The organism is Pseudomonas sp. 2995-1 (assembly GCF_002742505.1).
Taxonomy (GTDB): Bacteria; Pseudomonadota; Gammaproteobacteria; order Pseudomonadales; family Pseudomonadaceae; genus Aquipseudomonas; species Aquipseudomonas sivasensis.
Genome location: NZ_LJSA01000354.1, coordinates 17,551 through 37,865, shown reverse-complemented (window position 1 = coordinate 37,865; position 20,315 = coordinate 17,551). Strand labels below are relative to the sequence as shown.

General features: G+C 60.8%; 19 protein-coding genes and 1 riboswitch. Of the genes, 6 read left to right on the top strand and 13 right to left on the bottom strand.

The window, feature by feature from the left end; translation table 11 throughout:
- Positions 1-6: 6 nt before the first annotated feature.
- The 4 genes from AOA61_RS15000 to AOA61_RS14985 form a co-directional block, all read right to left on the bottom strand.
- Entirely contained in the window at positions 7-615 is a 609-nt protein-coding gene (locus AOA61_RS15000) for a YqiA/YcfP family alpha/beta fold hydrolase (RefSeq protein ID WP_032890447.1), read from the bottom strand.
- A 49-nt stretch (positions 616-664) separates the two neighbouring features.
- Positions 665-1,480 carry a 3',5'-cyclic-AMP phosphodiesterase gene (gene cpdA / locus AOA61_RS14995; protein ID WP_099602053.1) on the bottom strand — a complete coding sequence of 272 codons (816 nt, stop codon included), beginning with the start codon at positions 1,478-1,480 and terminating at the stop codon, positions 665-667.
- A gap of 98 nt (positions 1,481-1,578) precedes the next feature.
- Positions 1,579-2,028, bottom strand: coding sequence for a DUF1249 domain-containing protein (locus AOA61_RS14990; protein ID WP_003171323.1), 450 nt, complete (start codon positions 2,026-2,028; stop codon positions 1,579-1,581).
- Entirely contained in the window at positions 2,019-2,636 is a 618-nt protein-coding gene (locus tag AOA61_RS14985; protein ID WP_032890443.1) for an NUDIX domain-containing protein, read from the bottom strand. The genes AOA61_RS14990 and AOA61_RS14985 overlap by 10 nt, the downstream gene beginning before the upstream one ends.
- Positions 2,637-2,828: 192 nt before the next feature.
- Here AOA61_RS14985 and AOA61_RS14975 point away from each other — a divergent pair, with 192 nt between their 5' ends.
- Positions 2,829-3,566, top strand: coding sequence for an RsiV family protein (locus AOA61_RS14975; protein ID WP_032890438.1), 738 nt, complete (start codon positions 2,829-2,831; stop codon positions 3,564-3,566).
- Here the strand turns inward: AOA61_RS14975 and cytX are convergent.
- Positions 3,535-4,824 (bottom strand): putative hydroxymethylpyrimidine transporter CytX, encoded by a 1,290-nt coding sequence (gene cytX, locus AOA61_RS14970; RefSeq protein WP_095186076.1) that lies wholly within the window; start codon positions 4,822-4,824, stop codon positions 3,535-3,537. The two genes, AOA61_RS14975 and cytX, sit on opposite strands and share 32 nt — an antisense overlap.
- Positions 4,825-4,968: 144 nt before the next feature.
- On the bottom strand, positions 4,969-6,858 hold the full coding sequence (thiC, locus tag AOA61_RS14965; RefSeq protein ID WP_095186077.1) for a phosphomethylpyrimidine synthase ThiC: 1,890 nt from the start codon (positions 6,856-6,858) through the stop codon (positions 4,969-4,971).
- A 147-nt stretch (positions 6,859-7,005) separates the two neighbouring features.
- Positions 7,006-7,111, bottom strand: a riboswitch (TPP riboswitch).
- 196 nt (positions 7,112-7,307) lie between these two features.
- Here thiC and AOA61_RS14960 point away from each other — a divergent pair.
- On the top strand, positions 7,308-8,747 hold the full coding sequence (locus AOA61_RS14960) for a TolC family outer membrane protein (protein ID WP_095186078.1): 1,440 nt from the start codon (positions 7,308-7,310) through the stop codon (positions 8,745-8,747).
- 122 nt (positions 8,748-8,869) lie between these two features.
- On the opposite strand, the gene waaA is transcribed toward AOA61_RS14960, so the two are convergent.
- Together waaA and AOA61_RS14950 are read right to left on the bottom strand one after the other, a co-directional pair.
- Positions 8,870-10,147, bottom strand: coding sequence for a lipid IV(A) 3-deoxy-D-manno-octulosonic acid transferase (gene waaA, locus AOA61_RS14955; RefSeq protein WP_099602052.1), 1,278 nt, complete (start codon positions 10,145-10,147; stop codon positions 8,870-8,872).
- A 23-nt stretch (positions 10,148-10,170) separates the two neighbouring features.
- A complete protein-coding gene (locus AOA61_RS14950) occupies positions 10,171-11,061 on the bottom strand; it encodes a LysR family transcriptional regulator (protein WP_095186080.1) in 891 nt (296 codons plus the stop codon).
- A gap of 97 nt (positions 11,062-11,158) precedes the next feature.
- On the opposite strand from AOA61_RS14950, the gene AOA61_RS14945 reads away from it, so the two are divergent.
- From AOA61_RS14945 to AOA61_RS14930, 4 genes are read left to right on the top strand one after another with little or no spacing between them, the layout of a single operon-like run.
- Entirely contained in the window at positions 11,159-11,494 is a 336-nt protein-coding gene (locus tag AOA61_RS14945; protein ID WP_032890426.1) for a multidrug efflux SMR transporter, read from the top strand.
- 55 nt (positions 11,495-11,549) lie between these two features.
- Complete coding sequence (locus tag AOA61_RS14940) at positions 11,550-12,725, top strand: FAD-binding oxidoreductase (protein WP_099602051.1); 1,176 nt, start codon at positions 11,550-11,552, stop codon at positions 12,723-12,725.
- Positions 12,722-13,534, top strand: coding sequence for an aldo/keto reductase (locus AOA61_RS14935; RefSeq protein ID WP_099602050.1), 813 nt, complete (start codon positions 12,722-12,724; stop codon positions 13,532-13,534). Before AOA61_RS14940 ends, AOA61_RS14935 begins: the two co-directional genes overlap by 4 nt.
- 41 nt (positions 13,535-13,575) lie before the next feature.
- Entirely contained in the window at positions 13,576-14,535 is a 960-nt protein-coding gene (locus tag AOA61_RS14930) for a hypothetical protein (protein ID WP_032890421.1), read from the top strand.
- A 52-nt stretch (positions 14,536-14,587) separates the two neighbouring features.
- Here AOA61_RS14930 and AOA61_RS14925 read toward each other — a convergent pair whose 3' ends face one another.
- From AOA61_RS14925 to msbA, 5 genes are all read right to left on the bottom strand, one after another.
- The gene (locus tag AOA61_RS14925) at positions 14,588-15,523 is read right to left on the bottom strand and encodes an NAD-dependent epimerase/dehydratase family protein (RefSeq protein ID WP_095186081.1); all 936 of its coding nucleotides are present in this window, start codon (positions 15,521-15,523) and stop codon (positions 14,588-14,590) included.
- A complete protein-coding gene (gene hldE / locus AOA61_RS14920; protein WP_032890418.1) occupies positions 15,516-16,940 on the bottom strand; it encodes a bifunctional D-glycero-beta-D-manno-heptose-7-phosphate kinase/D-glycero-beta-D-manno-heptose 1-phosphate adenylyltransferase HldE in 1,425 nt (474 codons plus the stop codon). Before hldE ends, AOA61_RS14925 begins: the two co-directional genes overlap by 8 nt.
- Before the next feature lie 103 nt (positions 16,941-17,043).
- Entirely contained in the window at positions 17,044-17,652 is a 609-nt protein-coding gene (gene cysC / locus AOA61_RS14915) for an adenylyl-sulfate kinase (protein ID WP_099602049.1), read from the bottom strand.
- Positions 17,645-18,349 (bottom strand): sulfotransferase family 2 domain-containing protein, encoded by a 705-nt coding sequence (locus AOA61_RS14910; RefSeq protein ID WP_095186169.1) that lies wholly within the window; start codon positions 18,347-18,349, stop codon positions 17,645-17,647. The genes cysC and AOA61_RS14910 overlap by 8 nt, the downstream gene beginning before the upstream one ends.
- 153 nt (positions 18,350-18,502) lie before the next feature.
- On the bottom strand, positions 18,503-20,311 hold the full coding sequence (gene msbA / locus AOA61_RS14905; RefSeq protein ID WP_032890412.1) for a lipid A export permease/ATP-binding protein MsbA: 1,809 nt from the start codon (positions 20,309-20,311) through the stop codon (positions 18,503-18,505).
- Positions 20,312-20,315 lie beyond the last annotated feature (4 nt).

Sequence of the window (20,315 nt, the reverse complement as noted above, 5' to 3'; positions counted from 1 at the left end):
AGGCAATTACAGTGCCGAAAAATCGAAGGATTGATACTGATCTGCACCAATGCCGGCAAAGCTCAACAGCGCCGGCAGTTGCTGGGCGAACCCCTGGTAACCATGGTCGCCACCGGCCTGGATGCGCAAGGCGCAGGCCCGGTAATACTGTTGGGCGAGGCGATAATCCAGGGTTTCATCCCCGGTCTGCAACCACACCTGATAACGCGCAGCATCCTGGGGTGCCGGCACTTCCAACTCGGCGAGTGCCGTGACGTGGTCGTGGGTCAGTTCCCAGGTTTCATCGGTGTAGAGGTTCTTCTGGGTGCCCAGGTAGCCGTCGAACATCCGATGGGGGCTCACCGCCGGGTTGACCAGCAGCGCCTTGAGGCCATGGCGCTCGGCAAGATGGGTTGCATAGTAGCCGCCGAGTGAGCTGCCGACCAGCAGTGGCCGCCCTAGTTGGGCAATGGCTTGCTCCAACTGAGGAATTGCCTGACGGGGGTGGTGATGCAGCGCCGGCACGCGCAGTTGGTCGGCCAGGCCGAGGCTGTTCATCACGGTGATGAGCTGGCTGGCCTTGTTGGACGCCGGCGCACTGTTGAAACCGTGGATATACAGGATCGAAGCAGACATACCGGGCTCTCCGTGCTTGCGCCAAAAGCGCGCAGTTTACAGGTAAATCTCAGTAGCCGTTGCTACCGTAATCCACCGTAAACGCGAACCCGACCAAGCGCTCTACCCCGGTATCCAGCCGCCCGTCGGCATGCAAACGCAACCAACGATACCCCGGCGCCTGCTCACTGACCTTGAAGTCCTCGCTGCCCGGCGCGAACTGGATGCACGTAGACGGCGACGCTAGCAAGCGCACGCCATTACGTTCGCGGTCGATTTCCTGGTGCACATGCCCCCAGAGCACTGCCCTGACTTGGGGAAAGCGGTCCAGCACGGCAAACAACGCTTCGGGATTGCGCAGGCCGATGGGGTCCATCCACGCACAGCCGAAAGACACTGGGTGATGGTGAAAGCACACCAGATGATGACGGCCGGGGGCTTCACTCAGGGCTTGGGCCAGCAATTGCAGTTGCGAGTCCTGAAGGTAGCCTGGCACCGAGCCCGGTACGGCAGAGTCCAGCAGTGTGATGCGCCAGTTGCCCACATCCACCACCGGTTCAAGCAGGTCGCTGTGCGCAGCGGCGTGCGCCATGATTTGCGGCTCGTCGTGGTTACCGGGAATCCAGCGGGCAGGGGCGCCGATGGATGCGGTCATGTCGCGAAATTGCTGGTACGACTCCAGCGTGCCGTCCTGGGACAAGTCCCCGGTAGCCACTATCAGGTCGATTTGCGGCTGTTGCTGGCACACCAACTCAATTACACGCCGCAGGCTCTCACGGGTATTCATACCCAGCAGCGTGCCGTCGGCCTCGGCAAACAGGTGGCTGTCGGACAGTTGCACCAGCAACGCCGGCGCATCGGGGTTCACGGTGGATACGCTCGGCAAGGCGCTCTCCCAAGGCAATCACAGGAATAGACAATTGGGGCGATTATGCTGGGGCAGAACGCAAAGAGGAAACCCAAGGAAGCAGACGCAGTTCACATCTACCGCACGACCTCAAACTCATGACCCAGAGCCAGGCAATGGCTCAACCACTCGCCGAGGAACACATTGAGCTGTGCTTTCTCATCGGGCTGGTGCATGAACACATTTGGGTAAGGATAGATGCTGCGGAAGCGTCGTGCATGTTCGGCGCTGATCACTTCGGCCATGCGGGCGTCGTGGTAAACCTGCACTTCCAGTTGCGGCACCGGCAGCCAAGGCAGGCTGTGCTCCTGACGAACGCGCAGGGTGGTGGTGTACGGACAGTTGACGATAACTTCCAGGGCCAGTACGCCGAGCATTTGGTCGCCATGGGTTACGCCGATGCGCCGTGCCTCGGGGGCGTGGCGCATATCGGGCAACAGGCGCATCAGCCGCGCATAGTTGGCTTCGCAGGCGGCTTGCAGCCCGATCAGGTCGACTCGATAACGTTCCCGTGCCTTTACTGCCATAACCCCCTCACTTCCGCGCGATTAAGCGCAAGCCATTGCAGGGCGATAATGCTGGCTGCGTTGGAAATCTTGCCGTCGCGCACCGCTTGCAGGGCATCTTCGAAGGCCCAGACGGTGACGCGGATATCTTCTGCCTCTTCTTCCAATCCATGGACACCACCTGCACCGGCGCTCTCGCAACGGCCCAGGTACAAATGCACAAACTCGGTACTGCCACCGGGCGACGGGAAATACTTGGTAATCGGCCACAGCGCGGAGAACGTCAGCCCAGCTTCCTCCTCGGCTTCGCGGTGTGCAACCTCCTCCGGCTCTTCATCCTTGTCGATCAGGCCCGCGACCATTTCCACCAGCCAAGGGTTGTTGCTGCGGCCCATGGCGCCTACACGGAACTGCTCGATCAACACCACTTCATCGCGCTGCGGGTCGTACGGCAAGACACACACCGCGTCGTGACGGACGAAGACTTCGCGGTTGATCACCCGGCTCATGCCGCCATCGAATTTTTCGTGGCGCAGTTGCACGCGATCAAGCTGGTAGAAGCCCTTGTAGGCATTGTCGCGCTGAACAATTTCGATTGTGCTCGGCGTCGATTTTGCTGTGTCCGTCATATCCCTTCCTCGTTATGCCTGAGCAATTCGCGCCATCCTAACGCGCTCCCGCCCTCGGATGCAGCCCCTTTCCGGTTGCCGGGATAGACGGCGGGCGTCAAACTCACTCTAATCAGCTTAGTGGCGAACTGACTGCCTTGCTGGTAGTCGAAGCTGCACAATTTCGCTCTTATCGATAGACGAAGGACACCCATGTCGCTTTTAAAAATCGCCTCCGTGGCCTGCATCGCCTTGACCCTCGGCGCCTGCCAAAGCTTGTTCCAACCCAACTGGCGTACCCCGCTGGAAGCCACCCGCGACACCACTGAACAAACCCGGCCGGGCTGCGCCAGCGCCGATTGCGCGCTGGTGAATATCGACACCGTGCACTTCGCCAAGGAACCCAAGCTGGACGCGCTGATCGAACAGCGCCTACTGGAAATGACCGGCGCCAACCCGCTGCCGACCAGCCTTGAGACCTATCGCGAGCAATTCCTGAAAACCGCGGCCCCAAGCAACAGCATGTATTTGCAGGCCAAGGTACGGGAGCAGCATGACGGCTTGGTGATCATCGAACTGTCCAGCTATCTGGACCAGGGCGCCACCCATGGCGAGCCGGGCCGCGCATTCATCAACTATTCGCGCCAGCAGCAAAAGGCCCTCTCGCTCACCGACATGCTACTGCCGGGTAAAGAGGACGCCTTCTGGAAAGCCGCCCAAGTGGCACACAACAGTTGGTTGATCAGCACCCGCCTGAGCCTGGAGCCGGAGTTTGTGAAAACCTACCCCTTCCAGAAAACCCCGAACGTTGCGCTGACCTATGGTGGCGTGGTCCTCAAGTACCCCACCACCACCATCGCGCCGTATGCCTTGGGCCATGTCGAGTTGCAGATTCCCTACTCGCGGCTGGACGGCATTCTCAAGCCTGAGCTGGTACCCGCACGCCGCTGAAGGCCCGACCCAGGATGAACTGCAGCAGCCCTGCCAGCACCAGCGCCGGCAGGGTTGCGCCGACATCCGGGTACAGATTGGCCAACAGATGGTAAGTGGCAATGCCACCTAACCAGGCCAACAGCGCCGGCCAACGCAGGCCGGCAACCACACCCTGACCACGACGGCGCAGGATGAAATGATCCACCAGCACCACGCCGAACAACGGCGCAAACACTGAGCCGATCAATAGCAGGAAGTTCTGGTACTGGGCCAACGGCGCGAAACAGGCGATCAAGGTGCAGATGACACCGATGGCCAACGCCAGATGCTCGACTTTCAAGCGCAACAGAACCCCGCTGGACACCGCCGCCGAGTGAATATCGGCAAAAGCATTTTCCGACTCGTCCAACAGGATCAGCAGCAGCGGAATCCCCAGGCCGGCGCCAGCCAAAGCCAGGAGCAGCGCGTTCACTTCACCGCTCGGCGCAAATGCCAGGGTGTAGGCCACGCCCAGGCTCATCAGCCAGAAATTACCGATAAAGAAGCCCACCGCGGTGCCGCCGAACACGCTTTTAGCGCGCTTACCGAAACGGGAGTAATCGGCAATCAGCGGTAACCAGGACAGCGGCATGGCGATGGCAATATCGAAGCCCACGGCGAACGGCATCGAACCATCACCGACCTGAGCCCATAGCGCGGCCAAATCAGCCTTGGCGAACAAGTTCCAGGTGAGCCACAGACAGGCGGCGAGCAGCAGCCAGATGCCCCATTTGCGCAGGATCTGACGCACAAAGGTCAATGGACCGCTGACTGCCAGCAGCGTCGCCAAGCCGCCGAAAAACAGCGTCCACAGCAACGGGCTGGCCAGCAGGCTACCCTCGCTGAATGCTCGCGTACCCAACAGGCTGGCCGCATCGCGCATCACAATGATTTCGAATGAACCCCAGCCGATCAACTGCAGCAAGTTGAGCAACGCGGGCAGGCTCGCGCCTTTGGCACCGAGGCTGAGCTTGAGCGCCGCCATGGCGGACAGGCCGGTGTCGCTGCCGATCACGCCGACGGCGGCCAGCAACAACACGCCGACCAGAGTGCCGAGGAAGATTGCTAGCAATGAACCCGACAGGCCCAGCCCCGGCGCAAGCAAAGCGCCGGTTTGCAGGACCATCAGGCCAATGCCGAGGGAGAACCATAGGGAGAACAGGTCGCGGGCGCCGAAGACACGTTTGTCTTGGGGGACTGCGATGTCCGGTGAGTAGGTGCTCGGTTGAATGTTCAAGGGTGTTATCTCTGAGGGGCATGTGTTGTTTGAAAGATTGCTATCGGGGGCAAGCCCCCTCCCACATTTTGAATGGCGAACACGTTCAAGTGTGGGAGGAGGCCTGCCCCCGATGAGGCCCTTAAAAGCACCTGCAACCTCGGATCAGACCTTCTTATAAAGCTGGCTGCCTTCCTGCTTGAACCGCTCCGCCTGCTCCGCCAAGCCCTTGGCCACGTCCACATCCACCGCTTCAATGCGCTGGTTGGCCGCGTATTCACGCACTTCCTGGGTGATTTTCATCGAGCAGAATTTCGGCCCGCACATCGAGCAGAAATGCGCGACCTTGGCCGAGTCCTTCGGCAGGGTTTCATCGTGATAGGAGCGCGCGGTATCTGGGTCCAGGCCGAGGTTGAACTGGTCTTCCCAGCGGAACTCGAAGCGCGCCTTGCTCAAGGCGTTATCGCGGATCTGCGCGCCCGGGTGGCCTTTGGCAAGGTCGGCGGCATGGGCGGCAATCTTGTAGGTGATGATCCCGGTCTTCACGTCATCCTTGTTCGGCAGGCCCAGGTGTTCCTTGGGCGTGACGTAGCACAGCATGGCGCAACCGAACCAACCGATCATCGCCGCACCGATACCGGAGGTGATGTGGTCGTAACCCGGCGCGATGTCGGTGGTCAGTGGCCCGAGGGTGTAGAACGGCGCCTCGTCGCAGCACTCCAGCTGCTTGTCCATGTTCTCTTTGATCAACTGCATCGGTACGTGGCCGGGGCCTTCGATCATGGTTTGCACGTCGTGCTTCCAGGCGGTTTTGGTCAGTTCACCCAGGGTTTCCAGCTCGCCGAACTGCGCGGCGTCGTTGGCGTCGGCAATCGAGCCGGGGCGCAGGCCGTCGCCGAGGGAGAAGCTGACGTCATAGGCCTTCATGATTTCGCAGATTTCGTCGAAATGCGTATAGGTGAAGTTCTCTTTGTGGTGCGCCAGGCACCACTTGGCCATGATCGAACCGCCACGGGACACGATACCGGTGACGCGCTTGGCAGTCAGCGGCACGTAGCGCAGCAGCACGCCGGCGTGGATGGTGAAGTAGTCGACGCCCTGCTCGGCCTGTTCGATCAAGGTGTCGCGGAACAGCTCCCAAGTCAGGTCTTCGGCGGCGCCGCCGACTTTTTCCAGGGCCTGGTAGATCGGCACGGTACCGATTGGCACTGGCGAGTTACGGATGATCCACTCGCGGGTTTCGTGGATGTGCTTGCCGGTGGACAGGTCCATCACCGTGTCCGAGCCCCAGCGAATGCCCCAGGTGAGTTTCGCCACTTCTTCTTCGATGGACGAACCCAAGGCGCTGTTGCCGATGTTGCCGTTGATCTTCACCAGGAAGTTACGGCCGATGATCATCGGCTCCAACTCGGTGTGGTTGATGTTGGCCGGGATAATTGCGCGGCCACGGGCGATTTCTTCGCGCACAAACTCGGGGGTGATGATTTTCGGCACGCTGGCACCGAAGCTGTGGCCGGCGTGTTGCTGGTCCAACAGACCGCTGGCGCGGGCTTCTTCGAGCTTCATGTTTTCGCGGATGGCGACGTATTCCATCTCGGCGGTGATGATGCCTTTGCGCGCGTAGTGCATCTGGGTGACGTTGGCGCCGGCCTTGGCGCGGCGCGGATTTTTCACATGGGCAAAGCGCAGTGCGGTCAGTTCGGCATCGCTCAGGCGCTGCTGGCCGAAATGCGAGCTGAGGCCGGACAGGCGCTCGGTGTCGCCGCGTACTTCGATCCACGGCGAGCGCACATCGCCCAGGCCTTTACGCACGTCGATGATCACATTGGGGTCGGTGTACGGGCCGGAGGTGTCATAGACCACCACGGGTGCGTTGATTTCACCGCCAAAGTCGGTAGGGGTCACGTCCAGGCTGATCTCACGCATCGGCACACGAATGTCCGGGCGAGTGCCTTGCACGTAGATTTTTTGCGAGCGGGTAAACGGCTGCACAGAACCGGAGTCGACCTTGGCCGATTCACTTAAATGCACAGTGTTTTTTAGTTTTGTAGTCATCACGGGCTCCAACTTATCCAGGCGGTGGATTTTTGTCGGAGCGAACCTGTGACGGATGGACGCACTGAAACCAGTGCTGTGCTTGGCGCACGAGGACTGTTCGATTGTCGAACAGCATCCCGGACGAAGCACAAGAGGACTCGCCGGGTGACGAGAAATCTTGTTCCCTACGCAGGCGTTAACCTGATCAGGTTCAACGGGATCCGGTATTTACCGATCTCAGCCTTCCAACAAGGCACCCCGACAAGAACGCGGCCAGTCTAGACCATGGCGTGGGCAAATTGCCAACAGTGGAGCATTCAGCGTGATGAATGGCGCAATTACAGGATTGTTGTGCCGGGGTCGCGCCACTACACTCGGATGCCGCCTCAAGGCTTGACGCCAGAAATGACCAGCCGTAGCCTTGGGCGCTAAATTATCGCCGTAATATTCACACTAGGGATCGCCTCATGCTGCGCAAACTTTCACTGGCTGTTGCCGTGTCTTGTGCGACCAACGGAATGGTCTGGGCAGCTGAAGCGCCCTTGTCTGCCAGAACCGATCTGGTCAGCGTCTATCAGGAAGCGGTGGATAACAACGCCGACCTGGCCGCCGCCCGGGCCCAATACGGTGCGCAAAAAGAAGTGGTACCCCAGGCCCGCGCCGGGTTGCTGCCGAATCTGTCGGCTGGTGCCGATATCAACAATGTGCGCACCCAGATCGACACGCCCTCGGCCACCGCCAACCGTGACGCCCATTCCTGGCGCGCGACCTTGAGCCAGCCACTGTTCCGCGCCGACCGCTGGTTCCAGCTACAAGCCGCCGAAGCCGTCAACGAGCAGGCCGCATTGCAACTGTCGGCCACCGAACAGAACCTGATTCTGCAGAGCGCCGAAAGTTACTTCGCCGTGCTGCGCGCCCAGGACAACCTGGCCTCCACCAAGGCCGAAGAAAATGCATTCAAGCGCCAACTGGACCAGTCCAACGAGCGCTTCGATGTGGGCTTGTCGGACAAGACCGACGTGCTGCAATCCCAGGCCAGCTACGACACCGCTCGCGCCAACCGGATCCTGGCTCAGCGCCAGGTGGAAGACGCCTTTGAAGCGCTGATTACGCTGACCAACCGCCAATACAACTCGATCCAAGGCATCGTGCACACGTTGCCGGTGTTGCCGCCGCTGCCGAACGACGCCAAGGCGTGGGTCGAAACCGCTGGCCGCCAAAACCTGAATCTGTTGGCCAGCAACTACGCCGTCACCGCCGCTGAAGAAACCCTCAAACAGCGCAAGGCCGGTCATGCGCCGACTCTGGACGCAGTCGCGCAATACGAAAAAGGCGACAACGACGCGCTCGGTTTCAGCAACCCGAATGCTTTCGGCACGCCGTATCGCGGCGACGTCGAGCAGCGCACCATCGGCCTGCGCCTGAGTATCCCGCTGTACAGCGGCGGCCTGACCAGCTCGCAAGTGCGTGAGTCCTACTCGCGTCTGGGCCAGACCGAGCAGCAGCGCGAGGGCCTGCGCCGCCAGGTGGTGGAAAATACGCGCAACCTGCACCGCGCGGTGAACACCGATGTGGAGCAGGTGCAAGCGCGCCGCCAGTCGATCATCTCTAACCAGAGCGCGGTGGAAGCCACGGAAATCGGTTACCAGGTGGGTACGCGCAATATCGTCGACGTGCTGGATTCACAGCGCCAGCTCTACTCGTCGGTGCGCAACTACAACAACAGCCGCTACGACTACATCCTCGACAACCTGCGCTTGAAGCAGGCGGCGGGCACCTTGAACCCAGGGGACTTGCAAGACCTGGCACGCTACCTCAAGGCGGACTACAACCCGGACAAGGACTTCCTGCCGCCAGACCTCGCCAAGGCCGCTGCCGAACAACTCAAGGCCCGCCCGGGATACTGAGCACACTACAAAACAACTGTGGGAGGGGGCTTGCTCCCGATAGCAATCTTTCAGGTCAGTCGTTTTGACTGACACTCTGCTATCAGAAGCAAGCGCCCTCCCACCTTTGGATCGGCGCGGAGTCAGCGAGCGATCAATCGGCCCAAACCATCCAGCAACCGCTTCAGCGCGCCCTGATTAGCCTGCATCACTTTGAGCCCCGCCTGCGCCATTTTGCGCGCATCCTGCGGCAGTTCGAACAGCTGTCGCACGGCTTCGGCCAATCCTTCAGCGTCATCCACCTCACGCAACGCACCCGCTTCGCGCATCATCGCGGTGATTTCGAGGAAGTTGAACACATGGGGCCCCATGATCACCGGCTTGGCCAGTGCCGCCGGCTCCAGAGGATTGTGCCCACCGGTCGCCACCAGGCTGCCGCCGACGAAGGCGCTGTCGGCGAGGGCGTAGAGAAACAGCAACTCGCCCATGGTATCGCCGAGCAGCACTGAGGTTTGTGCGCTTACGGGCTCGCCTGTAGAACGGCGCACCGTGGTAAATCCTTGCTGCTTGCACAGCTCGAACATCGGGCCGAAGCGTTCCTGATGACGCGGGACCAGAATCAGTAACGCGTTGGGATAGTGGCTGAGCAACTGACGATGAGCGGTCAACACCACTTCATCTTCACCTTCGTGAGTACTGGCGGCGATCCACACGGGACGCTCGCTGGCGCCCCATTGCTCGCGCAAGGCGGCGGCACGCTCAAGTAGCTGTGGGTCGATGGTCAGGTCGAACTTGATAGAGCCGGTCACTTCCACAGTCTCCGGCCGCGCGCCCAGGCTCAAGAAACGTTGGGCCTCGGTGTGCGTCTGCACAGCAAACAAGCTCATTTCAGCCAGCATCGGCGCCGTCAGCTTGGCGAAACGCCCATAGCCCTTGGCAGAGCGCGCCGACAGCCGCGCATTGGCCAGCGCCACCGGAATTCGGCGCTGGGCGCAGGCGTGGATATGGTTGGGCCAGAGTTCGGTTTCCATGATCACCGCGAGCTTGGGCTGCACGCGATCGAGAAAACGCTTGGCGGCGCACGGCAAGTCATAGGGCAAATAGCAGTGCTGGATACGCGGCTCGTTGGCGAACAACGCCTGGATCCGCTCGGAACCGGTGGGCGTCATGCAAGTGACGGTGATCGGCAGCTGTGGATAACGCTCCAGCAGCCCACGGATCATCGGCGCAGCGGCAATGCTTTCGCCCACTGACACGGCATGCACCCAGATTCCGCCAGGCTGCATCACCGGCAAGCCATAGGAAAACCGCTCGCCCACGCGCCTGGCGTAGGCCGGTGCCTTGCGCGCGCGCAGCCACAGACGTAAAGCCACCAACGGCAGCGCCAGGTAAAACAGACAGCTGTAGAGAGTTCTATTCATGGCGGCGGAGTTTATCCACTTTTTCAATCAATCGCCCGCAGGCACTCGGCAAAACGTTCGGCAAGGAAACGCGCAGCAGGCCCAAGGTGCTCGTCGCGACGCCATACCAGCTCCACGACCAGGGCCGGCGGCGTCCATTCGCTGTCCAGCTCCACCATTTGTTGCTGATAGGTCGGGTATTGCACGATATGCCGCGGCAACCAGGCCCAGCCCAGCCCACTCATCAGCCACTCGGCCAATACGTAGAAACTGTCGGCGCGCCACACCAGCGGACTGGCTGCTTCGCTGCCGGGGTAGACACTGGTCTGAGTCGACATCAACAGCTGCCGGTACTGGGCCAAGCGCTGGCACGTCACGTACCCGTTCTTGGCCAGCGGATGGTTCACGCCGCAGACGGTGACCATTTCCACACTGCCCACCACGCGCCGCTCTAGGGCCTCGGGAATCTGGTCGTGATAGAACAACAGGCCCAGGTCTGCCTTGCGCTCCACCAATTTGCGCGCCACATCGCCTTGGGCGGCACTGGACAGTTGCACTTCCAGCAACGGGTATTGCACCGCCAGCGCCTCAAGGCTATCGAGCACCGGCTGGAACAACATCGCCTCGTCCTGAGCCAATCGCAGGCAAGCTTCTTCACCACGGGTCAATGACAGCGCGCGGCCATTGAGCCGCTCACATTGGCGCAACACTTCGCGCGCTTCCTCCAGCAACACGCTACCGGCTTCAGTCAGGCGCGGCTGGCGCCCGCTGCTACGCTCAAACAGGCTCACACCCAAGTCCGCTTCCAGCAATGCAATCCCATTGCTTACCGCCGATTGCGCCTTGCGCTGCCCACGCGCCACCGCTGAAAACGAACGCTGCTCGGCGACGTCGACAAATAGACGCATCTGTTCAAGATTCCACTGCATGGCCAACCCATCTTCAAATCGGATAGGTAATGACTTTACCCCATCTGGTAAAGCCCTAAAATGCCGACCTTATCAAGTGCGCTGTACACCGAGGATTGACGCCATGAACCCTGCTTACTACTACCTGGCTATCGCCATTTGCTCGGAAGTGATCGCTACCGTCTCGATGAAAGCCATCAAGGGTTGGAGCACGCCGATCCCGTTGTTGCTGGTAGTCGTCGGCTACGGCGTGGCCTTCTGGATGCTGACGCTGGTGGTGCGCACGGTGCCGGTGGGTGTGGCCTACGCCGTGTGGGCCGGGATGGGTATCGTGATGGTCAGTATCGCGGCGCTGTTTATCTATGGGCAGAAGCTGGATGTCCCGGCGATGCTGGGGATGGGGCTGATTGTGCTGGGCGTGGTGGTCATCCAGTTGTTCTCGAAAACCGCCGGGCACTGACCGCTACTCAACAGCCTGTATACTGCGCCTCTTGTCTTGAACACTGAGGTCGCCCATGCCATCCGTTATTTCCACCGACGTTCTGATTGTCGGCGCCGGGGTTGCCGGCCTCTGGCTGAATGCGCGGCTGCGCCGCCAGGGGTTTTCCACGGTGGTGGTGGAGAGCGCCACCTTGGGTGGCGGGCAAAGCGTGAAGTCCCAGGGGATTATTCACGGCGGTGCGAAATACGCCCTGCATGGCGCCCTTACCGGCGCCTCCGAAGCGATTGCCGACATGCCGCGCCGCTGGCGTGAAGCCTTGGCGGGCAACGGCGAACTGGACCTTTCGGGCGTGCGTTTGCTGTCCGAAGCCCATTACCTGTGGTCCCCCGGCACCCTCGCCGGCAACCTCACCAGTTTTTTTGCCAGCAAGGCCGTGCGTGGCCGTGTCGATCAGGTCAAGGGCGACGACCTGCCACCGGCACTGCAAGACCGCCGCTTCAAGGGCAAGGTGTATCGCCTGGCCGAGTTGGTGGTTGATGTACCAAGCCTGATCGAACGCCTCGCGCAGCTTGCCGGTGACGGCTTGCTTGCAGGTCAACATATCGAACCGCTGCTGGACGCCAACACGCTGGTGGGCTTGAAGGTGGATGGCCGTGAAATCCGCGCCCAGCGCATTGTCTTGAGCGCTGGCGGCGGCACCGCTGAACTGCTGAGCACCCTTGGCCTGAACAATCCGGCCATGCAAAAACGTCCACTGCATATGATCATCGCCAAAGGCCCAGGCCTGAAGCCGCTGTACGCTCACTGTCTGGGCGGCGGCACCAAGCCACGTATCACCGTGACCACCCACCCGGCTGCCGATGGCAACTGGGTGTGGTACATGGGCGGTGATATTGCCGAGGCCGACGGCGTTGCACGTACGCCCGAGGAACAAATCGCCACCGCCCAGAAAGAACTCGCGCAATTGCTGCCCTGGATCGACATGAGCCAAACCCGCTGGGCCACTCTGCGCGTCGACCGCGCCGAACCGCTGCAATCAGGCCTCAGCCGTCCCGACAACGCCTTTGTCGCCGACGAAGGTCGCCTGCTGGTGGGCTGGCCGACCAAACTGGCCTTGGCGCCTGACTTCGCCGATCGCGTAATTAACAGCCTCGAACGTGCCGGCATCCGCCCAAGCGCAGCTGAACCGCTGCCGGACCTGCCAAAACCCGCCCTCGGCGTTCCAGCTTGGGAGCAACTGTTGCCATGAGCCTGCCAACTTTGCACGACCTGCATCGCCCTTTGGGCAGCACCGGCATTCTGGTATCGCCGCTGGGCCTGGGCACCGTCAAGCTGGGCCGCGACCAGGGTGTTAAATACCCCAACGGTTTCCAGATTCCGGATGACGACGAAGCGCGAATGCTACTGCGCCAAGCTCGTCAGCTTGGCATCAACCTGATCGACACCGCGCCGGCTTATGGGCGCAGCGAAGAACGCCTGGGGCCGCTGTTACGCGACCACCGTAAGGATTGGGTGATCGTCAGCAAGGTAGGCGAAGAGTTCGAAAATGGTGTCTCCCAGCACGATTTCAGTGCCGCCCACACTCGGCTGTCCATTGAGCGCAGCTTGAAACGACTTGAAACGGATTTTATCGACCTGGTGCTGGTGCATTCCGATGGTAACGACCTGCACATCCTCAACGAGTGCGAGGTCTACCAGACCCTCGCAGAGCTGAAAAAAGAGGGCAAGATTCGCGGTTTCGGCTTCTCCGGCAAAACCGTCGAAGGCGGCGTGAAGGCTCTGGAACAAGGTGATTGCGCGATGGTTACCTACAATTTGAACGAACAGGCGGAGAAAGCCGTCATTGATTATGCAGCGGCCCATGGCAAGGGCATCCTGGTCAAAAAGGCGCTGGCCAGCGGCCACGTTTGCCTGGAGCCCGGAATGGATCCAATACATGCCAGTTTCATGCTGTTGTTTGCGCAAACCGGCGTCGCCAGTGCTATTGTCGGGACCATTAATCCGCTGCACCTGGCCCATAACGTGGCGACCGCTGCCAAGGTCATTCGTCAACTCTGATGCCGCCCACGCGGCCGACCCCGTCGCAAAAAGGAGCCGACATGCCGCGAACGCTCATAAGAAAAAACCCCAGCAACTTTAAAACACTGCCGCTGCACGTCGAAGCCACCCCTGAAGGCCTGAGCTATCAGAGCGTGGGCATGCCGCTCAACTTCGCCCAGACCCTGCAACGGCGCAAGCCGGTGGAGGTGGCAGACTCGGAACGTTTCGTGCTGGAACTGGCCAACCTCGGCGTGTCGGTACGCTTGACCCTGCACTGGCAAAACCGCGATTACTGGGTGCTGGTGCGCCAGCGTCGCCAGGACCGTGGTGATGTGGTGCTCAAGCTGATCTCCGGCTACGTCCCGGCCCACGAGCTGAACTTGCCACTGCACACCGCCATCCAGGAGATTGCTGAAGAGTGCCTGCTGGAAACACCCGAAGGCTGGCTCGGCGGGCGCTTCAATGACACCTGGCTGCCGGCGCCCTACTCCGCGGCGCTGCATTACCGCGAAGCGCTGCCGTTTCGCCTGAGCCCGCTATCCGGTGCGGCCCGCCCGGTGCGTTGCGCCACCACCCAGTTGATCGAACGACCACGGGCCTATGTGCATTTGCCCACGGCATCGCTGCAATTGATCTACGACCTTCGCCTGGAAGTGCCGAAGGAAGCCAAGTCGCTGAGCCTGTTCCATGTGGATGAGCGCCTGGAAGGCGACCAGTTGGTCGCGCGCCTGGACCGCAAGCGTCCGGACTTGTACCTGATGCCGCTAAAAGACGGCCAGCCCCTTCCTGAGTTGTACACGGTGAAGAAAGACCAACTGTACCCGGCCAGTACGCGGGGTTTGTACCTGGCGGAAAGCTTCGCCCAGCAGGAAGGCTGGCTGGTGCGGGAAGAGCGCATTCGCTGGAAGGATTGGCTGAGACAGCAAGGTCTGGCGGAGCCGGAGAAGGAGTCGAAGTTGAAGGGATTGGCGCGGCGCGTGTTGCGCAAGATCGTGCCGAAGAAAAAGGCCAAGGGCTAAACTGCAATCTAAATGTGGGAGAGGGCTTGCCACTCCCACATTGAATTGATGGTTAGCCGTTAAGCAGTCGTTCCAGGCCGACTTTCAGCGGGGTAGGTTCCGGCAACGTGAAACTCGCCAACAACCGCTGGTTGTTCGCCCGTGAATGCCGAATATCCCCCGACCGCGCCGGCCCGTAAGTCACGGATGGCAAGGAGCCCACCGCTTCTTCCAGCGCCTGCAGCACTTGCTTGAGCGTAGTGGTACGGTTCCAGCCCACGTTGATCGCCCCCAAAGGAGCCTGCGGCGCTTCGATCGCCTGCACCAACACGTCAACCAGGTCTTCCACGTACATGAAGTCGCGGGTTTGCTCGCCATCGCCAAACACGGCAATCGGCAAACCCTGCTGTGCACGTTCGCTGAAGATACTGATCACGCCGGAGTATGGCGACGACGGGTCCTGACGCGGCCCGAAGATATTGAAAAAGCGGAAAATCACCGGCTCCAGACCATGCTGGCGGCGATAGAAATCAAAGTAGTGCTCGCCGGCCAGCTTATCGGACGCATAGGGCGTCAACGGCGCCTTGGTAGTCTCTTCGTCAATCGAAGCACCTTCGCCGTTGTTGCCATACACCGCTGCGCTGGATGCAAAGACCACGCGCTTGACGCCTGCCTTGCGCATGGCTTCGCAGACATTCAGGGTACCGACGAAATTGCTCTGGTGCGTGCTGACCGGATCATCCACCGAGGCCTGCACGGACGCGACCGCCGCCAGGTGCACCACCGCCGTTGCGCCAACAGCGGCACGCGCCACCAGCCCGGCATCGGCGACATCACCTTCGAGCAGCTCGACAAGCGGGTTGTGCAACGGCAGGTTGCTGCGTTTGCCTGTGGACAAGTTGTCCAGCACACGCACCGCGTAGCCCTTAGCTAGCAAGGCATCCACGAGGTGCGAGCCAATAAAGCCCGCGCCACCGGTGATCAGAACCAACGGATCAGCCTTACTCATTATTGCGGATCTTCTCGACAATCGCCGTGGTCGAGCTGTTCTCAACCAGACCCAACACTTTGACCTTGCCGCCGTAGGCGCTGACGATATCCGCACCGACCACCTGGTCGACGGAATAGTCGCCGCCCTTGACCAGGACGTCCGGCTTGACCTGAGCCAGCAGATTTTCCGGGGTCGCTTCAGGGAAACTGATCACCCAGTCCACTGCACCCAACCCAGCCAGCACGGCCATGCGCCGGTCGACGCTGTTGATTGGACGGCCAGGGCCTTTCAGGCGGCTGACCGAAGCGTCGTCGTTGACCGCAACGATCAGGCGATCGCCTTGGGCGCGCGCCTGCTCCAAGTAAGTCACGTGGCCGGCGTGCAGGATGTCGAAGCAGCCGTTGGTGAACACAATGCTTTCGTTATGCGCGCGAGCGTCGTCTATCGCCAGCAGCAATTGCTCGATGGTCAGCACACCGCGCTCCGAGCCTTCGGAGCGTTGGATGGCGCGGCGCAGCTCAGGTGCGCTGATGGCAGCGGTACCCAGTTTGCCGACCACGATGCCCGCCGCCAGATTGGCCAGGGCCACGGCGTGAGGCAGCTCTTCGCCGGCCGCGATGGAAGCGGCCAGGGTAGAAATCACGGTGTCTCCGGCGCCGGTGACGTCGAACACTTCACGGGCCCGCGCCGGCAGGTGCATCGGCGGGTGGCCTGGACGCAGCAGGGTCATGCCGTGCTCGCCACGGGTTACCAGCAAGGCACCGAGGTCGAGATCGGCCATGAGTGCCGCGCCTTTGGTCACCAGTTCGTGCTCATCGGCACAACCGCCGACGATCGCTTCGAACTCGCTGAGGTTCGGCGTGATCAGGCTGGCGCCCCGATAAATCGAGAAGTCCTTGCCCTTGGGATCGGCCAACACCGGGATGCCCTTGGCCTTGGCGGCCTGGATCAGCACTTGGTGATTCTTCAATGCGCCTTTGCCGTAGTCGGACAGCACCAGCACCTTGATGCCTTCGAGCAACTCGTCGACCTGACCGCTGAGGGCCAAGGCGTCGGTGGCGAAGGGTTCTTCGAAATCGATACGCAGCAACTGCTGGTGACGGCTCATGACCCGCAGCTTGACGATGGTCGGCTGGTGGGCAATGCGCTGGAACAGCGCACGCACGCCAGCACCGCGCAGGCTGTTGGCCAGGCTGTCGGCGGCTTCGTCGTCGCCGGTCACACCCACCAGGGAGGCCGGGGCGCCGAGGGCGGCAATATTGAGGGCAACGTTGGCAGCGCCACCCGGACGGTCTTCGATTTGCTCGACCTTGACTACCGGTACCGGCGCCTCAGGGGAAATCCGTGAGGTACCGCCATGCCAGTAACGGTCGAGCATGACATCGCCGACCACCAAGACAGGGGCTTGATCGAATCGCGGCATGGACAACTTCATGGAGCAACCCACATACAAAATGAACAGGGGCGCGATATTAGCACAGGGTGAGCGCTGCCTAGTTCGAGAGCTTTATCCGCAATGCGCCATGCGCCAAAACTGGTTATTTTTTAAACAAAACCGCCAAGATATGCTCAACGGCATCGGCCAGCTCGACCTCATCGGTATTGATCTCACAGTCAGCCGCGCTCGGCGCTTCATAGGGGCTGTCCAAACCGGTGAACGCTTTGATACGCCCATCCAACGCCGCTCGGTACAAGCCCTTGGGGTCACGCCGAGCACACACGTCGAACGGCGTGCTGACGTAAACCTCAAAGAATTGCCCCGGCCCGAACAGCGCCTTGGCGGTTGCTCGGTCGACGCTGAACGGCGAGATCGCTGACACAATCACAATCAATCCCGCATCGACCATCAACCGCGCTACTTCGCCAATGCGCCGGATATTTTCCTTGCGCGCCGCATCGCTCATGCCCAAGTCATTGCACAACCCCGTGCGCAAATTATCGCCATCAAGCACAAAGGTGTGCCGGCCCTGCTCGTTGAGTTGCACCTCAAGGGCATTGGCCAGGGTCGACTTGCCGGAACCGGACAACCCCGTCAACCACAGGCAGCACGGCTGTTGATGCTTGAGCGCGGCCCGTGCCGCCGCCGACAACGACAGGGCAAAGGGACGAATGGCAGCGGATTCACTGGCAAGCGACTGGTTATTCATAACCCAACACCTCGTAATCACGCTGATAGGCGCGCCTGACCAAACGGCGCGTACGCACCGAGCAGAACGCCCTGACCGGCTCGCTGCGCCGCCCCAGTGAAACATTCAGATGTGGCAGGGATGAGGTCACGCCGAGACGCTCGCACAGGTGCTGGAAATCTTGTTCCAGCGATTCCTGACGGCCGAGAAAATCCATAGCCATCCCGCCCAGGTGATCAACCAGAAAGTCGGTCTGGGGCGCGAAATGCAGTTGGCGGCGCAGGTTGTCCGGGTGCAGCCAGCCGGCCACAAATTGGTCGAAGTCACGGTAGCTGCTGACCAGTGCCTGGGCTTGCACGTCGCGGGCACCCATGTGGTTGCCGCGCAAGTACGTGTAGGCCGAGTAAGCCCGCTCCAGCGGGTCACGCACAAAGGCAAACTTGAAACTGCGCTCGCAGTGTTCGGGAAACTGCTGCTGATACCAGTAATACGGCAGATGCCCCGGCCAGCGGCCATCAAGAAGCGCCGAGCACACGCTGCTGCCGGCGCATTTTGGCACATGGATAAACACGCATTTGTGTCGCTCGAACGCGGGATTAAGGGTGGTCACCCCAGACAGGGATTTGTTCACCGCCTGACGGTCAACCACCGACAAACGCCCCAGCAGAAACACCCTCTGGTGCTTGGGAAGCATTTTCCAGAACAGACGTTGCAACATTCCATTACCCACGCAAGAAGGTTAGCCCTCTCGTTCGTCATTCGAATCGAGAAGGCCAACATAACAAACGATAGGCAACGAATTATTTGGCTTTGGTCAAGCCCTGTAAGGAACTCGATACAAACAACGGGGCGCATTGCGCGCCCCGTCGGATCAGGTGATGTTGTTCGCGACCGGCTCGTCCAGCCCCATCGCATGCAACCGCGAGTAGTAGCCGCCTTTGGCGAGCAGTTCGACATGCGTACCACGCTCGACAATTTCACCGTGGTCCATCACCAGAATCAGGTCGGCTTTCTCGATAGTGGACAAACGGTGCGCGATCACCAGGGTGGTGCGACCTTTCATGACCTTATCCAACGCAGCTTGAATGTGCCGCTCGGACTCGGTATCCAACGCCGATGTCGCCTCATCCAGGATCAGCAGCGGGGCATTTTTCAGCAGGGCCCGGGCGATTGCCAGACGCTGGCGCTGACCACCGGAGAGCAGCACGCCGTTTTCACCGACCTCGGTGTCCAGGCCTTTTGGCAGCTCCGAGATGAAGTCCATGGCGTAGGCATCGGCCGCAGCTTTCTCGATGTCGGCACGCGGCGCGTCGGCCAGGTCGCCATAGGCGATGTTGTTGGCCACGGTGTCGTTGAACAGAGTCACGTGCTGGGTAACCTGGGCTACATGCCGGCGCAGGTTGCGCAGGCGGTAGTCTTCAATCTCGACCTCGTCCAGCAGGATTTCCCCGGTTTCATGATGGTAGAAACGCGGGATCAGGCTGGCCAGGGTCGACTTGCCGCTGCCTGAGCGGCCAACCAGAGCGATCATCTGCCCAGGGGCTGCGCTGAAGCTGATGTTCTTGAGCACCTCGCGTTCAGTACCTGGGTAAGTGAAGCTCAGGTTGCGCACGTCCAGGCGACCGCTGACGCGATCACGCTCCACGGTACCGCCGTCGACTTCAGGCACTTCATCCAGCTGTTCGAAGATGCTCTCGGCACCCGCCACGCCTTTCTGGATCGTCGAGCTGACTTCCGACAACTGGCGGATCGGCTTGGGCAGCAGGCCCGCCGCGGTGATGTAGGCAACCAGATCGCCTGCCGTGGCGTCACCGCGCAACAGCAGTACCAGGAACATCAACACGGCCATCGCTGTGTAGATCACCAGCTGCAGCATCGGCGTATAGACCGCACCGGTCTTGTTCATGCGCAATTGCTTGTCGGTGTTGCCCTGGCTGGCGGCGGCAAAGCGACGCTGTTCATAGTCTTCGCCACCGAAGCTGCGCACCACACGGTAGCCCTGGATAGTCTCGGAGGCGACGTGGGTCACGTCACCCATCGCCACCTGGATCTTCTTGCTCTGCTTGCGGAATTTCTTGCTGGTGCTGCCGACCATGATTGCGATCAGCGGTAGGATCGCCAGCATCACCAGGGTCAGTTTCCAGTTCATCCACAGCAGGTAACCGAACAGGAACACCACTGTCAGGCCTTCGCGGATCACGACCTTGATCGCATCCGTGGCAGCGCCGGTGACCATGGTCACGTTGAAGGTGATGCGTGAGATCAGGTGCCCCGAGTTATGGGTATCGAAGTAGCGGTTAGGCAGCACCAATAGCTTGTTGAACAGCTGGACCCGCAGGTCATGCACCAGCCCCAAGGAAACCTTGGCCAGGTAGTAGTTGCCCAGGAAAGACCCGAGGCCTTGCCACGCGGCGATCAGGATGATCAGCAGCGGCACGGCCATCAGCAACTTCAGGTCCTTGAAAAACGGAACCTTGGGCAGGAACACCACATCGGGATTGCTCAAGCCATCCACGAAGTACTTGAGAATCCCGGCGAGCATTGGCTGGGTCGAAGCAAAGATCACGAAGCCCACGATACTCAGCAGGAACATGCCGAGGTACGGTTTCACATAGCCCAGCAGCCGGAAATAAATTTTCAGGCTGGATTCCTGGTCCGCTTTGGGCGGTGCGTCACTCATGTGT